Raw genomic sequence first — 12,738 nt, 5'->3', positions numbered from 1 at the left:
TGTTAGCATGTGCGCCCATGGAAAGGGTAGAAATAGACTCAAGGCTTTGTCATGAATCAAAAATCCTGGCTGCTCAACCTCAGCCTGCTGAAAACGCACCCGGCGTATCGCGCCGTTTTTATCGCTCGCTTTATCTCCATTTTGTCCCTCGGGCTGCTTGGCGTGGCCGTGCCGGTACAGATCCAGACCCTGACGCACTCCAGCTGGCTGGTGGGGTTATCCGTCACCTTAACCGGCGGGGCGATGTTCATCGGCCTGATGGTCGGCGGCGTGCTGGCGGACCGCTACGAGCGTAAAAAGCTGATCCTGCTGGCGCGCGGCACCTGCGGCGTGGGCTTTATCGGGCTGTGTCTGAACGCGATGCTGCCGGAGCCGTCGCTGATTGCGATTTACGCGCTGGGGCTGTGGGACGGTTTCTTCGCCTCGCTGGGCGTGACGGCGCTGCTGGCGGCAACGCCCGCGCTGGTCGGGCGCGAGAACCTGATGCAGGCGGGGGCGATTACCATGCTCACCGTGCGTCTGGGCTCGGTGATTTCGCCGATGGTGGGCGGCCTGCTGCTGGCGACCGGCAACGTGGCGTGGAACTACGGGCTGGCGGCGGCGGGAACCTTCATCACCACGCTGACGCTGCTGCGTCTGCCGCTGCTGCCGCCTCCGCCGCAGCCGCGCGAGCATCCGCTGAAATCGTTGATGGTCGCGATTCGTTTCCTGTTCAGCAACCCGCTGATTGGCGGGATTGCGCTGCTCGGCGGCCTGCTGACCATGGCGAGCGCCGTGCGCGTGCTCTACCCGGCATTAGCGGGAGCGTGGCAGATGAGCGCCTCGGAGATTGGCATTCTCTACGCCGCCATTCCGCTCGGCGCGGCGTGCGGGGCGCTGACCAGCGGCAACCTGGCGCAGAGCGCGCGTCCGGGGTTGATTATGCTGCTTGCCACGCTGGCCTCGTTTATCGCCATCGGCTTCTTCAGCCTGATGCCGGTGTGGGCTCTCGGGGTGCTGTGTCTGGTGATTTTCGGCTGGCTGAGCGCCATCAGCTCGCTGCTGCAGTACACCCTGATCCAGACCCAGACGCCGGAAGGGATGCTCGGGCGCATTAACGGCCTGTGGACGGCGCAGAACGTGACGGGTGATGCGATTGGCGCGGCGATCCTCGGCGGGCTGGGCGCGATGATGACCCCGGCGGCCTCGGCGAGCTGCGGCGGGTTTGCGTTAGCGATGGTTGGCGGGATTTTGTTAGTGGCGCTGGTGGAGTTGCGGCGGTTCAGGCAGGAGGTTGTGTTGAACGACGGGGCGGCCTGATGCCCTCACCCCGGCCCTCTCCCACAGGGAGAGGGAGGGGAAATGCCTACTTAAACAATGCATTCAATCTGTCTAACACCAACATCGCGCTGTAATAATCCAGGCGGAACGTCTCCGTTCCCAATGCCCAGACCCGTTTGTTTTTCACCGACGGCAAATGCGCCAGCAGCGGGTTGGCGTAAATCGCATCCACGTCTTTCTGATCGCCGGCAAACACAAACAGCCCTTCGCCGTTCAGCCCCGTCGCCAGGTTTTCCCCTCCCAACTGAATGATGTCGTGGCGTTTGCCCTGGCTTTTTGAGGTGTGCAGTCCGGCGGGCAGCTCCGCCAGCGTAAAGCCCAGCTGGTGCAGCAGCTTGCCCTGCGCCGATTCTACGGTCCACAGGTTGGCGCTGTGCGCGGCGGCGGTGTAGACGATGGCGTTCACCGGCTGCGGCGGCAGCCTCATCTGCTGTTTCACCTGCGCGAGCTGTTTATCAAAGGCGGCAATGCGCTCTGCGGCCTGTTTTTCCTGCCCGGTGAGGGTGCCCAGCTGGGTCAGCAGCGCCTGCCAGCTCTTGTCGTCGTAGTTGATGATAAGCGTTGGGGCGATGGCGGAGAGCTGATCGTACAGCGCCAGTGCGGAATCCCCGCCGGTAGCGCTGATCAAAATCAGGTCCGGCATCTGGGCGGCGACCGCTTCGGCGCTCGGCTCGCCGATGTACAGCCGTGCAACCTTGCGCTGTTTCGCAATATCACCCCACTGGCGCAAAAAGCCCTGCGCATCCGCCACGCGGTTGTTCGGCGTGGTGGCGCCGCTGGCGACGACCGGGGCGTCAATCGCCAGCAGGGAGCCGGTTAAGGTCACGCTGGTGGAGACAATGCGCGTCGGTTTGCTCTCAAGCGTGTGAACGCCTCGGCTGTCGGTCACCTGACGCGGCCAGTCGGCGGCAGCGGCTGAGGCAAGTCCTAAAACAAAAAGTCCAGATAAAAGCAGGGTATTACGGAATAGGGCAGGGAATTTCACAGCGCGACATCCTGTTTTTGTTGAAGATAATGCTTCTCATTTTCATGGTTGCCGCGAAGGGATGCAAGCTTTTGTCGCATAAGTTATTTGTCCGACGGTTGACAGCGAAGCGATGTGGGATTAGGTTAGCCGACGAAAATATAAATGATAATCATTATTGCTTCTTTTATCATTTTAAGGAGGATGATATGGACACGTCCCTGGCTGAGGAAGTTCAGCACACCGCGACCACGCTGCAATCAGACAGCTTTTTCTTTATGTCGCCTTACCGCAGTTTTACAACCTCAGGCTGTTTTGCCCGCTTCTCTGAACCCGCCGTCGGCGGCGACGATCCGGCGGGGCACTTCCAGCAAAAATTAGCCCAGGCCTTCCGGAATGCGAAAGCTAACGGCATCGCTCATCCGGTGATGGTAGGGGCTATTCCGTTCGATACCCGCAAGCCATCTTCTCTGTTTATTCCGCAGCGCTGGCAGACCTTTTCCCGTCCCGCGCGTCAGCAGTCCGCACGCTATTTCTCCGGCGCGCAGGCGCTGAAGGTGGAACAGCGCACCGAGATCCCCGCTCAGCCCGTGTTCGAAGAGATGGTCGCGCGCGCCGCGTCGCTCACCGCCACGCCGCAGGTGAATAAGGTAGTGCTGTCGCGCCTGATTGATATCGCCACCGATAAAAACATGGATAGCGGTGCGCTGATGGAGCGGCTGATCGCCCAGAACCCGGCGAGCTTTAACTTCCACGTGCCGCTGGAGGACGGCGGCGTGCTGCTCGGAGCCAGCCCGGAACTGCTGCTGCGTAAAGAGGGCGCGCACTTTAGCTCGCTGCCGCTGGCAGGCTCTGCGCGCCGCCAGCCGGACGACGTATTGGATCGCGAAGCGGGCAATAAGCTGCTCGCCTCCGAAAAAGACCGTCACGAGCACGATCTCGTAACCCAGGCGATGAAGGCCATTCTGGCACCGCGCAGCCACCACCTGAGCATGCCGTCTTCCCCGCAGCTCATCACCACGCCGACGCTGTGGCATCTGGCGACGCCGGTTGAAGGTGACGCGCGTGACAACGAAAACGCCCTGACGCTGGCCTGCCTGCTGCACCCGACCCCGGCCCTGAGCGGCTTCCCGCATCAGGCGGCAAAAGAGCTGATTGCCGAGCTGGAGCCGTTTGACCGCGAGCTGTTCGGCGGCATCGTCGGCTGGTGCGACAGCGAAGGCAACGGCGAGTGGGTGGTGACCATCCGCTGCGCGCGTCTGCATAAAAACACCGTTCGCCTGTTTGCCGGCGCGGGCATTGTGCCTGCTTCTTCGCCGGTGGGCGAGTGGCGCGAAACGGGCGTGAAGCTCTCAACCATGCTCAACGTGTTTGGCTTGCACTAAGGATCGCTCATGACCATTCCCTTTACCCGCTGGCCTGATGAATTCGCCCGCCGCTACCGTGAAAAAGGCTACTGGCAGGATCTGCCGCTGACCCACATCCTAACGGATCGCGCGGACAGCGATGCCGTGGCGATTATCGACGGCGAGCGACACATCACCTACCGCGCGTTTAATCAGGCGGTAAACAATCTGGCGTCCGCTCTTCAGGCGCGCGGGCTGCAGCGCGGCGAGACGGCGCTGGTGCAGCTTGGCAACGTGGCCGAGTTCTACATCACTTTCTTCGCGCTGCTGCAAATCGGCGTCGCGCCGGTGAACGCGCTCTTTAGCCATCAGCGCAGCGAGCTGAACGCCTACGCGGAGCAGATCAAACCCGCCGCGCTGATTGCCGATCGCGACCACGCGCTGTTTGCGGGCTATGATTTTCTTAACGCCTTTGTGGATGCGCACCGCTCGGTTCGCGTCGTGCTGCTGCGCGGCGATAAGGACGAACACGCCCTGGAAGCGGCGATTGCGCGTCCGGCGGACAATTTCATCCCGAACCCAACGCCCGCCGACGAAGTGGCGTTTTTCCAGCTTTCCGGCGGTAGCACCGGCACGCCGAAGCTGATCCCGCGCACGCACAACGATTACGACTACAGCATTCGCCGCAGCAACGAGATTTGCGGCATCACCGCCGATACGCGTTACCTGAACGCGCTGCCCGCGGCGCATAACTACGCCATGAGTTCGCCGGGATCGTTAGGCGTTTTCACCGCGGGCGGCTGCGTGGTGCTGGCGAACGATCCGAGCGCCACGCTCTGCTTCCCGCTGATTGAACGGCATCAGATTAACGTCACCTCGCTGGTTCCTCCGGCGGTGAGCCTCTGGCTGCAGGCGATTGCCGACGGCGCGGGAAGCGCGCAGCTTAAATCCCTCAGGCTGCTGCAGGTGGGGGGCGCACGTCTCTCCGCCACGCTCGCGGCGCGCATTCCGGCGGAAATCGGCTGCCAGCTTCAACAGGTGTTCGGCATGGCGGAAGGGCTGGTGAACTACACCGCGCTCGACGACGCGCCGGAACGCATCATCAACACCCAGGGCCGCCCGATGTGCCCGGACGACGAAGTTTGGGTGGCGGACGAGCACGGAAACCCGCTGCCGCGCGGTGAGGTTGGGCGTCTGATGACGCGCGGGCCGTATACCTTCCGCGGCTATTTCAACAGCCCGGAACACAACGCCAGCGCCTTTGACGCCGACGGCTTTTACTGCTCCGGCGATCTGATTGCCATTGACGAGCAGGGCTACATCACCGTGCAGGGGCGCGAGAAAGATCAGATCAACCGCGGCGGCGAGAAGATCGCCGCCGAAGAGATTGAAAACCTGCTGCTGCGCCACGAGTCGGTGATCCACGCCGCGCTGGTGAGCATGGAGGACAGCCTGTTGGGCGAAAAAAGCTGCGCGTATCTGGTGGTGAAACAGCCCCTGCGCGCGGTCGAGGTGCGCCGCTTCCTGCGCGAGCAGGGCGTTGCCGAATTCAAGCTGCCGGACCGCGTGGAGAGCGTGGATGCGCTCCCGCTAACGCCGGTCGGTAAAGTCGATAAGAAACAGTTGCGCCTGTGGCTTGCTGAACGCGCCCGGGGCTGAGGAACAGAGTATGGCCATTCCAAAATTAACCGCTTACGCGCTGCCGACCGCCGCAGATCTGCCGGCCAACAAGGTGAACTGGGCGTTCGAGCCTGAGTGCGCCGCGCTGCTAATCCACGATATGCAGGAGTATTTCCTGAACTTCTGGGGCGAAAACAGCGCGATGATGCAGCAGGTGGTGGCGAATATCGCCAGACTGCGCGCTTACTGCAAAGCGCACAATATTCCCGTCTACTACACCGCCCAGCCGAAAGAGCAGAGCGACGAAGACCGCGCACTGCTGAACGACATGTGGGGGCCAGGCCTGACCCGCTCACCGGAGCAGCAGCGCATTGTAAGTGAACTGACCCCGGACGAAGCGGACACGGTGCTGGTGAAGTGGCGCTACAGCGCGTTTCACCGCTCGCCGCTGGAGCAGATGCTGAAAGAGACGGGCCGCAACCAGCTGCTGATTACCGGCGTCTACGCCCACATCGGCTGCATGACCACCGCCACCGATGCCTTTATGCGCGACATCAAGCCGTTCTTTATCGCCGACGCGCTGGCGGATTTCACCCGCGACGAGCATCTGATGTCGCTGAACTACGTGGCAGGGCGCTCGGGCCGCGTAGTGATGACCAACGAGCTGCTGCCTTCCGTTCCGGCGACCAAAGCAGCGCTGCGCGAGCTGATCCTGCCGCTGCTGGACGAGTCCGACGAGCCGATGGATGACGAAAACCTGATCGACTACGGCCTGGATTCGGTGCGCATGATGGCGCTGGCCGCCCGCTGGCGCAAAGTGCACGGCGATATCGACTTCGTGATGCTGGCAAAAAATCCCACAATCGACGCCTGGTGGGCGCTGCTCTCCCGCGAGATGAAGTGATGGGTCTGGATTTCACCGGTAAAACCGTCTGGGTGACGGGCGCGGGTAAGGGGATTGGCTACGCGACGGCGCTGGCGTTTGTGGAGGCGGGCGCACGGGTGACCGGCTTCGATCTGGCGTTTCCGCTGGGCGATTATCCGTTCGCCACTGAAACCCTGGACGTGGCGGATGCCGCGCAGGTGCATGAGGTGTGCGGGCGCGCGCTGGCGTCGCTTGAACGGCTGGACGTGCTGGTCAACGCGGCGGGCATTCTGCGCATGGGGGCGACGGACCAGCTTTCGCAGGAGGACTGGCAGCAGACCTTCGCGGTTAACGTCGGCGGCGCGTTCAACCTGTTCCAGCAGACGATGGGCCAGTTCCGCCGTCAGCAGGGCGGGGCGATAGTCACCGTGGCGTCCGACGCGGCGCACACGCCGCGCATCGGCATGAGCGCCTATGGCGCGTCGAAGGCGGCGCTGAAAAGCCTGGCTATGACCGTCGGGCTGGAGCTGGCGGGCAGCGGCGTGCGCTGTAACCTGGTGTCGCCGGGCTCAACGGACACCGATATGCAGCGCACCCTGTGGAAAAGCGACGACGCGGAGCAGCAGCGTATTCGCGGCTTTGGCGAGCAGTTCAAGCTTGGCATTCCGCTGGGCAAAATAGCTCGTCCGCAGGAGATAGCCAGCACGGTGCTGTTCCTTGCATCCGATGCCGCCAGCCATATCACCCTGCAGGATATCGTGGTGGACGGCGGCTCCACGCTGGGAGCGTAAGATGATCTGGAAACGTCATTTACCGCTCGAGGAGCTGAACGCGACCAGCCTGAATACGCTGGTGGCGCATCTCGGCATTGTCTATACCCGTATCGGTGACGACACGCTGGAAGCGGAGATGCCGGTGGATGCGCGTACCCATCAGCCGTTTGGCCTGCTGCACGGCGGCGCGTCGGCGGCGCTGGCGGAAACGCTGGGGTCGATGGCCGGTTTTCTGATGACCCGCGACGGGCAGAGCGTGGTGGGGACGGAGCTTAACGCCACGCACCATCGTGCGGTCTCTCACGGCAAAGTGCGCGGCGTTTGCCAGCCGCTGCATCTGGGGCGTTCGAGCCAGAGCTGGGAGATTGTGGTATTCGACGAGCAGGGGCGGCGGTGCTGCACCTGTCGGTTGAGCACGATGGTGTTGGGCTAAGCCAGGCAGATCAAAGTGATCGGCTTAACACTGTGGTGTAAATCTCTGGTTTGACCACGCATTATTGCGTTTCAAAGTTGTTAAATTTTTCCGGTTGTTCTAGAAACAAAATGTAACATCTCACTGTTTCACAACAACGGACAACAACTATGAACAACTCAGGGAAATACCTTATATGGGCAGGGCTCTCCGTTGTGGGAGCCTTTGCCCTGGGCTATATCGCCCTCAACCGGGGGGAACAGATCAATGCGCTCTGGATCGTCGTCGCCTCCGTCTGCATTTATCTGATCGCGTACCGTTTTTATGGCCGCTATATCGCGAAGAACGTTCTGGGCGTTGACGCTACGCGCATGACGCCTGCCGTCCGCCATAACGACGGGCTGGACTACGTGCCGACCGACAAAAAAGTGCTGTTCGGTCACCATTTTGCGGCGATTGCCGGAGCGGGTCCGCTGGTGGGGCCGGTGCTGGCGGCGCAGATGGGCTACCTGCCGGGGATGATCTGGATCCTCGCGGGCGTGGTGCTGGCGGGCGCGGTGCAGGACTTTATGGTGCTGTTCGTCTCGACCCGCCGCGACGGGCGTTCGTTGGGTGAGCTGGTGAAAGAGGAGATGGGGGCAACCGCCGGGGTAATTGCGCTGGTGGCGACCTTTATGATCATGGTGATCATCCTCGCGGTGCTGGCGATGATCGTGGTGAAAGCGCTGACCCACAGCCCGTGGGGGACCTATACCGTTGCCTTCACCATTCCGCTGGCGCTGTTTATGGGGATTTATATTCGCTACCTGCGCCCGGGCCGCATTGGTGAGGTGTCGGTAATTGGCCTGGTATTCCTGGTGTTCGCCATTATCTCCGGCGGCTGGGTGGCGGAAAGCCCGACCTGGGCGCCGTTCTTCGACTTTACCGGCGTCCAGCTGACCTGGATGCTGGTGGGCTACGGCTTTGTGGCGGCGGTGCTGCCGGTATGGCTGCTGCTGGCTCCGCGAGACTATCTCTCTACGTTCCTGAAAATCGGCACCATCGTCGGGCTGGCGATCGGCATTCTGATTATGCGCCCGACCCTGACCATGCCTGCGTTAACCAAATTCATCGACGGTACCGGCCCGGTCTGGACCGGTAACCTCTTCCCGTTCCTGTTTATCACCATCGCCTGCGGCGCGGTGTCGGGCTTCCACGCGCTGATCGCTTCCGGCACCACGCCGAAGATGCTGGCGAATGAAAATCAGGCCTGCCTGATCGGCTACGGCGGCATGCTGATGGAATCCTTTGTCGCCATCATGGCGCTGGTCTCTGCCTGCATCATCGACCCGGGCGTGTATTTCGCGATGAACAGCCCGATGGCGGTACTGGCACCGGCTGGCACCGTTGACGTGGTGGCGTCCGCCGCGCAGGTGGTGAGCGGCTGGGGCTTTGCGATTACCCCTGATACGTTGACGAGCATCGCCAGTGAAGTGGGCGAGCAGTCGATTATCTCCCGTGCGGGCGGGGCGCCGACGCTGGCAGTGGGGATGGCCTACATCCTGCACGGCGCGCTGGGCGGGCTGATGGACGTGTCGTTCTGGTATCACTTCGCCATCCTGTTCGAGGCGCTGTTTATCCTGACGGCGGTGGATGCGGGAACCCGTGCGGCGCGCTTTATGCTGCAGGACCTGCTGGGGGTGATCTCCCCGAACCTGAAGCGTACCGATTCGCTCCCGGCTAACCTGCTGGCGACGGCGCTGTGCGTGCTGGCGTGGGGATACTTCCTGCACCAGGGCGTGGTCGATCCGCTGGGCGGGATTAACACCCTGTGGCCGCTGTTTGGTATCGCCAACCAGATGCTGGCGGGCATGGCGCTGATGCTCTGCGCGGTAGTGCTGTTCAAGATGAAGCGCCAGCGTTACGCGTGGGTGGCACTGGTGCCAACCGCGTGGCTGCTGATCTGTACCCTGACGGCGGGCTGGCAGAAGGCCTTCAGTCCGGACAACAAGGTGGGCTTCCTGGCGATCGCCAACAAGTTCCAGGCGATGATCGACAGCGGTAAGATCCCGGCGCAGTACACCGAGTCCCAGCTGTCTCAGCTGGTGTTTAACAACCGTCTGGACGCCGGGCTGACCATCTTCTTTATGGTGGTGGTCGTGGTGCTGGCGTTGTATTCTCTGAAAACCGCGCTGGCGGCGTTGAAAAACGATAAGCCAACGGCGAAAGAGACGCCGTACGAGCCGATGCCTGAAAACCTGGAAGAGATTGTGACCCAGGCGAAAGGGGCGCACTAACCTGTGTGCCGGGTGGCGGCTTCGCCTTACCCGGCACACATTTCTTCTCCGGCCTTTCCCTTTGGGAGAGGGCCGGAAACAAACGAGAAACTGATTATGTTCGACACCCTTTCCAAAGCAGGTAAGTACCTGGGCCAGGCCGCCAAAATGATGATTGGCGTGCCGGACTACGACAATTACGTCGAGCATATGCGCGTTAACCATCCGGACCAGACGCCCATGACCTACGAAGAATTTTTCCGCGACCGCCAGGATGCCCGCTACGGCGGCAAGGGCGGGGCGAAGTGCTGTTAACCCTCTTTCGGTAAATAGAGGCTGATCTGTTCCTGCTTGCAGCCGTAGATCGCCGCCAGCTTTTCACGGGTGCGCTTTTGCGGACGGGAGTCGAGCGCTTCCAGCTGCGACACGGCGGACTGGGTGATGCCGAGTTTTTCCGCCACCTCCTGCTGGGACATGCCGCGCAGGATACGCCATGCGGCCTGCAGGCTGACGTTCTGCCAGGTCATGATGCTGCATACTTCTCCCGGCAATTCCACGTCATCCAGACTATCGTGTTCGACTTCAATATCCTCCAGATCGTCATCGGTTTCGTCGTCAATTTCTGCCATCTGTAAGAGCATTCGAAAATATTCGTGATAGGGAATAACAACGTACTGCGTTTTCCCATTATCGTCCTTGATTAGCTGTACAGCCATAGTTGGCACTCTCCTCATGCAGGTAAGTCGTTGAAGTTCTGCGCTTGACGGCCAAAACATAACAATGGTCATCGGGAGCGTCCCGAAGCGTATAGACGATGCGGTAATCGCCTACGCGAAGCCGGAAATGATTTTCTGTCGTCGATATTTTTTTGATATCGGGCCGGGGAGCCGAGCTGTCATCCAGCTCGGAGAGCTTTACATCAATTCGACGCTGATATCGCTCGTCAATTCTGGAAAATGCCTTTTTTGCACCATTTGACCAGACAATCTTCATCCGTACCTCCACTGTACGCCCACACAAAGTATAAGGAAATAATAAGGCTATTAGATAAATTCCGAATTTCTAATGGGATACTGTAGAGCGGTGAAATAACCGGAGAAAGCGGCAAAACGCGAACCGTCGAGGGCGCTCGGAAACGCCTCTGCCGGGCGACAGAGGCTTGCAGGGAGATTGCGATCAGGCGTTCAAACCGCCGTCCACGTCCAGGCCGGTACCGGAGATCTGCCCGGCCGCCGGGCTGGCAAGAAACGTGACCGCCGCCGCGACGTCTTCCGGCTGACCGTAATGACCCAAAGCAATAAGCTGACGCTGAGAGTCAGCCTGTTCCCCGTCTTCCGGGTTCATATCGCTGTTGGTGGGGCCGGGGTGCACCAGGTTAACGGTAATGCCGCGCGGCCCTAAATCACGAGCCAGCCCGCGGGTAAGGGAATTCAGCGCCGATTTGGTCATCGAGTAAACGGCAATGCCCGGCTGCGCCACGCGGTTTGCCAGACAGCTTCCGATGTTGATAATGCGCCCGCCGTCGGACATGTGCACCAGCGCTTCCTGAATGGCGATCACCACGCCGCGAATATTGACGTTGATAAGGGCGTCAATGTCCGCCAGCGTCATGGACTCCAGCGGGCCGCCGCGCGCGATCCCGGCGTTGTTGACCAGAATGTCCAGCCCGCCAAGAGAACGCGCCGCATGGGTGACGGCATCCTGAATCGCCTGCGCGCTGGCGCTGTCGGCCTGCACGGCTTCGCTGTGGCGCCCCAGCGCCTTAATCTCATCGGCGACCGCCTGGGCTTTATCGGCAGATTTTTCATACGTAATAATCACATCCGCACCGGCGCGCGCCAGCGACAGGGCAATCGCACGACCCAACCCGCGGCTGGCACCGGTAACCAGCGCCTTTTTACCTGTTAAATCGATCTGCATGATGACCTCGTTACGAGAGTGGTAAGAATCATCATTAGGTATAGCCTGTCGGGGCGATTAACGGCTGAAGGATTCCACTTTCTCAAACGCGGCGCGCAGAACGTCAGGCGTTAACGTAACAGGTAAATAGTGAATCGACTCCACCGGGCGCAGGGTGTGGGCGATGACCCGATCCAGCTCGTCGCGGTTATTGATGTCGACGTCCAGCTCGCGCAGCGTGGTCGGCAGGTTAAAACGCTGGTACGCCGCGACCAGCTGCGCCAGCACGTCGTCCTGGCCGAGCAGGGCGCTCTGCACCAGAATCCCGTAGGCTACCTTGGTGCCGTGCAGGTATTTTTCCGTCTGCGGCAGCACGGTTAAGCCGTTGTGTACCGCATGCGCCGCCGCCACGCGGGTATAGCGCTCGCCCAGGCCGCCAACCATTCCGCCGCCGGCGATGATTGCATCGACCACGTCCCGAAACGCCTGCGTCTGTTCGCCGCGCTGCTGGTCGGCCAGCGCCTCTTCGCTGCGCGTCAGCAGCACGTCGCGGATCGCCAGCGCGCCGTTGATGCCCAGCCGCACGGTCAGCGGCAGGTTCTCCGGCTCAGGTGCCAATACCACCGCTTCGTACCACTTCGCCAGAGTATCGCCGATGCCCGCCAGCAGATACTCCGCCGGGGCGTTAAGGACGATCTGCGGCTCCACCAGCACCAGGAAGTTGGCGTCGTCGAAGATCTCAAAATGCAGCGCCTGACCGGCATCGTTGTACCAGACGGAGAGCGGGGTCCACGCCGCGCAGGTGGCGGCAATGGTGGGGATGCCCACGAACGGCACCCCTAAGCGGCGCGCCACGGCCTTGACGGTATCCATCACCGCGCCGCCGCCGACGCCAATCACCACGCTGGCGTCGCTGCCGGATTCATTCACCAGATGGGTGACGTCGCGCTCGCTGCAGTGGCCTTTAAACAGCAGGCGTTTCGCCCCCGGCGCGTTAAAGCTCTCGGGCAGGAAAGGGCGCGCGCCTTCGATAGCTCGCTCGCCGTAGATCCACACCGCGCGGGAAAGCTGTTCCGGGGTAAAGAAGTTATCCAGCCGCGCAAGGCTTCCGGGATGAGAGAAGTAGTTCGCCGGGCCAGGCACGACGCGGATATCGGTGTTGCTCATGATGGTGTCCTTTTTGCGGAAGCGCTAACCCGATGTTATGTCTGGACATCCGGATGGCTAATAATATTTCGCTTTAACTTATGCCTTTTCCGTCGTTGTCAGTCAACCGGAGCTGTG

The 12,738-nt window shown here is 61.3% G+C and carries 13 protein-coding genes; 8 read left to right on the top strand and 5 right to left on the bottom strand.

The features are described from left to right. Positions 1-51: 51 nt before the first annotated feature. Positions 52-1,299, top strand: a complete 1,248-nt coding sequence (entS, locus tag AC1VYI_RS18710; protein WP_134866682.1) for an enterobactin transporter EntS — start codon at positions 52-54, stop codon at positions 1,297-1,299. Positions 1,300-1,345: 46 nt separating this feature from the next. On the opposite strand, the gene fepB is transcribed toward entS, so the two are convergent. Continuing rightward, positions 1,346-2,305, bottom strand: a complete 960-nt coding sequence (fepB, locus tag AC1VYI_RS18705; protein ID WP_134866680.1) for a Fe2+-enterobactin ABC transporter substrate-binding protein — start codon at positions 2,303-2,305, stop codon at positions 1,346-1,348. A gap of 188 nt (positions 2,306-2,493) precedes the next feature. Between fepB and entC the strand changes: the two genes are divergently transcribed. From entC to AC1VYI_RS18670, 7 genes are all read left to right on the top strand, one after another. Beyond that, positions 2,494-3,669, top strand: a complete 1,176-nt coding sequence (gene entC / locus AC1VYI_RS18700; RefSeq protein ID WP_045402061.1) for an isochorismate synthase EntC — start codon at positions 2,494-2,496, stop codon at positions 3,667-3,669. A gap of 9 nt (positions 3,670-3,678) precedes the next feature. After that, positions 3,679-5,289 carry a (2,3-dihydroxybenzoyl)adenylate synthase EntE gene (gene entE, locus AC1VYI_RS18695; RefSeq protein ID WP_134866678.1) on the top strand — a complete coding sequence of 537 codons (1,611 nt, stop codon included), beginning with the start codon at positions 3,679-3,681 and terminating at the stop codon, positions 5,287-5,289. 10 nt (positions 5,290-5,299) lie between these two features. After that, positions 5,300-6,154: an isochorismatase gene (locus AC1VYI_RS18690; RefSeq protein ID WP_226483614.1), complete on the top strand. Its 855-nt coding sequence runs from the start codon at positions 5,300-5,302 to the stop codon at positions 6,152-6,154. Further along, positions 6,151-6,906, top strand: coding sequence for a 2,3-dihydro-2,3-dihydroxybenzoate dehydrogenase EntA (gene entA, locus AC1VYI_RS18685; protein WP_032668097.1), 756 nt, complete (start codon positions 6,151-6,153; stop codon positions 6,904-6,906). Before AC1VYI_RS18690 ends, entA begins: the two co-directional genes overlap by 4 nt. Before the next feature lies 1 nt (position 6,907). After that, a complete protein-coding gene (gene entH / locus AC1VYI_RS18680) occupies positions 6,908-7,321 on the top strand; it encodes a proofreading thioesterase EntH (protein WP_029740111.1) in 414 nt (137 codons plus the stop codon). A gap of 149 nt (positions 7,322-7,470) precedes the next feature. Then, positions 7,471-9,576: a pyruvate/proton symporter CstA gene (cstA, locus tag AC1VYI_RS18675; protein WP_029740112.1), complete on the top strand. Its 2,106-nt coding sequence runs from the start codon at positions 7,471-7,473 to the stop codon at positions 9,574-9,576. Positions 9,577-9,672: 96 nt separating this feature from the next. Beyond that, positions 9,673-9,870: a YbdD/YjiX family protein gene (locus tag AC1VYI_RS18670; protein WP_006809671.1), complete on the top strand. Its 198-nt coding sequence runs from the start codon at positions 9,673-9,675 to the stop codon at positions 9,868-9,870. Here AC1VYI_RS18670 and AC1VYI_RS18665 read toward each other — a convergent pair. The 4 genes from AC1VYI_RS18665 to AC1VYI_RS18650 form a co-directional block, all read right to left on the bottom strand. Next, a complete protein-coding gene (locus AC1VYI_RS18665; RefSeq protein ID WP_029740113.1) occupies positions 9,867-10,271 on the bottom strand; it encodes a helix-turn-helix domain-containing protein in 405 nt (134 codons plus the stop codon). The two genes, AC1VYI_RS18670 and AC1VYI_RS18665, sit on opposite strands and share 4 nt — an antisense overlap. After that, on the bottom strand, positions 10,243-10,548 hold the full coding sequence (locus AC1VYI_RS18660) for a type II toxin-antitoxin system RelE family toxin (RefSeq protein ID WP_134866677.1): 306 nt from the start codon (positions 10,546-10,548) through the stop codon (positions 10,243-10,245). The genes AC1VYI_RS18665 and AC1VYI_RS18660 overlap by 29 nt, the downstream gene beginning before the upstream one ends. 183 nt (positions 10,549-10,731) lie before the next feature. Beyond that, the gene (locus AC1VYI_RS18655) at positions 10,732-11,475 is read right to left on the bottom strand and encodes an SDR family NAD(P)-dependent oxidoreductase (protein WP_032661029.1); all 744 of its coding nucleotides are present in this window, start codon (positions 11,473-11,475) and stop codon (positions 10,732-10,734) included. Positions 11,476-11,532: 57 nt separating this feature from the next. After that, positions 11,533-12,621 (bottom strand): oxidoreductase, encoded by a 1,089-nt coding sequence (locus AC1VYI_RS18650; RefSeq protein WP_047742554.1) that lies wholly within the window; start codon positions 12,619-12,621, stop codon positions 11,533-11,535. Between the last annotated feature and the right edge of the window lie 117 nt (positions 12,622-12,738).

The organism is Enterobacter sp. QK-SA4 (assembly GCF_056856775.1).
Note: the sequence above shows the minus strand (reverse complement) of the source record. Positions and strands in the feature narration are given on the sequence as shown.

Coding starts and splice junctions, on each gene's coding strand:
- entS (WP_134866682.1), top strand. CDS start 52: ATGAATCAAAAATCCTGGCTGCTCAACCTCAGCCTGCTGAAAACGCAC.
- entC (WP_045402061.1), top strand. CDS start 2,494: ATGGACACGTCCCTGGCTGAGGAAGTTCAGCACACCGCGACCACGCTG.
- entE (WP_134866678.1), top strand. CDS start 3,679: ATGACCATTCCCTTTACCCGCTGGCCTGATGAATTCGCCCGCCGCTAC.
- AC1VYI_RS18690 (WP_226483614.1), top strand. CDS start 5,300: ATGGCCATTCCAAAATTAACCGCTTACGCGCTGCCGACCGCCGCAGAT.
- entH (WP_029740111.1), top strand. CDS start 6,908: ATGATCTGGAAACGTCATTTACCGCTCGAGGAGCTGAACGCGACCAGC.
- cstA (WP_029740112.1), top strand. CDS start 7,471: ATGAACAACTCAGGGAAATACCTTATATGGGCAGGGCTCTCCGTTGTG.
- AC1VYI_RS18670 (WP_006809671.1), top strand. CDS start 9,673: ATGTTCGACACCCTTTCCAAAGCAGGTAAGTACCTGGGCCAGGCCGCC.
- AC1VYI_RS18665 (WP_029740113.1), bottom strand. CDS start 10,271: ATGGCTGTACAGCTAATCAAGGACGATAATGGGAAAACGCAGTACGTT.
- AC1VYI_RS18660 (WP_134866677.1), bottom strand. CDS start 10,548: ATGAAGATTGTCTGGTCAAATGGTGCAAAAAAGGCATTTTCCAGAATT.
- AC1VYI_RS18655 (WP_032661029.1), bottom strand. CDS start 11,475: ATGCAGATCGATTTAACAGGTAAAAAGGCGCTGGTTACCGGTGCCAGC.
- AC1VYI_RS18650 (WP_047742554.1), bottom strand. CDS start 12,621: ATGAGCAACACCGATATCCGCGTCGTGCCTGGCCCGGCGAACTACTTC.